This is a genomic window from Bradyrhizobium sp. Leo170 (assembly GCF_004296405.1).
Lineage (GTDB): Bacteria > Pseudomonadota > Alphaproteobacteria > Rhizobiales > Xanthobacteraceae > Bradyrhizobium.
Genome location: NZ_PSRR01000731.1, coordinates 1 through 1,244, shown reverse-complemented (window position 1 = coordinate 1,244; position 1,244 = coordinate 1). Strand labels below are relative to the sequence as shown.

Annotated in this window: 2 protein-coding genes; one reads left to right on the top strand and one right to left on the bottom strand. The window is 54.9% G+C overall.

Annotated elements, in window-relative coordinates; translation table 11 throughout:
• Positions 1-212 (top strand): zinc-binding dehydrogenase (locus CWO89_RS44310; protein ID WP_165421616.1); only part of this gene is annotated, 212 nt, incomplete at its 5' end.
• Positions 213-312: 100 nt separating this feature from the next.
• Here CWO89_RS44310 and CWO89_RS49015 read toward each other — a convergent pair.
• Positions 313-438, bottom strand: a complete 126-nt coding sequence (locus CWO89_RS49015; RefSeq protein WP_283813597.1) for a hypothetical protein — start codon at positions 436-438, stop codon at positions 313-315.
• Positions 439-1,244: the final 806 nt, after the last annotated feature.

Below are 1,244 nucleotides of genomic sequence, written 5' to 3'. Positions count from 1 at the left end.
ACATCCACTATATCGGCGTCACCTTCCGCACCCGCACCACTGAGGAGATCCGCGAGATCTTCGACGAAGTCCGCAAGGACATCTGGGGCGCGGTGGAATCGCGCAAGCTGCAACTGCCGATCGATCGCGTCTACAAGTTCGACGAGATCGGCAAGGCGTTCGAGCACATGGAAGCCAACAAGCACTTAGGCAAGATCGTGGTGACGCTTTAAGTGCGATCGTAGGGTGGGCAAAGCGCAGCGTGCCCACCTTCGCTTGCAGCGAACGTGGATGGTGGGCACGCTTCGCTTTGCCCACCCTACGCCATGCGGCTTAGATTGCCCTTCCCGCTATGGTGGCCTGATAGCCATGGATCTGCTTGGCCGTCGTAATCGCCGCAAAAATCGCTGCCAGAACGAATGCTATGGAAAAGGCGAAGAAAACAAAACGTGGCGTCATTGAGTGGGCTCCCTTTCAGGACCCCCCGCGCCATATCTAACGTGAATTCCGAGGCCTTCAAGGCGCGCACGGGCGGTCCACTTAGAATGCCGCAGACTGAAGGGTCACGCCTGTCGCGAAAGGCAGAGCGTCGGCTTCTCTCAAACGGCGTGAGATGGTCACGCCATGTGCTTGGCCGTTTGCCCTTGGGTGAGCTGTGTTCCAGTGGGGCGATGGAGTTGTCAGTGCGATTTGTGACGACGCCTTACGAGACGATAGACGCCATACCCGACTGCAATAAGAGCAAGAGGAAGTCCAGCGCCAGCGACAGGTCCCGGAGCGCCATGAACGCTACCAGGAGCGCCATGGACGCCACCGTCGGTCCAATTGGTAGGGCTGCCATCTCCCTGGAGGACGTAACCGGTGGTTGCGATCCCTAACACAGCCAGTCCACCAAGAGCGCTTTTGAGAGACCACAAGCGCATGAATTTCCACATCCAAAGCATGACTATTAATCTCCTCGCCCGCGATTTGATTAATTATTAACGTTTCGTGATAATAATAGCAATATTAAATCGTCATAATAATATCAATATTAAATCCGCTGTGCAGCCGTGATATTGCAAAGCAACACAGCCTCTAATTGATCAGTGGCTGACCGCTCGCCCCTCAGCCCGATGGTCGGGGCGACGCCTAGGCGCAAATCCCCGATTTTGCGCTAGAGCTAAAGCGCGACGAGATAAGGATGAATCATCATCGCGCTTTAGGTTATTGTTTGAGCATGATCTTTTCGGAAAACCGCTTCACACTTTTCCGGATCATGCCCC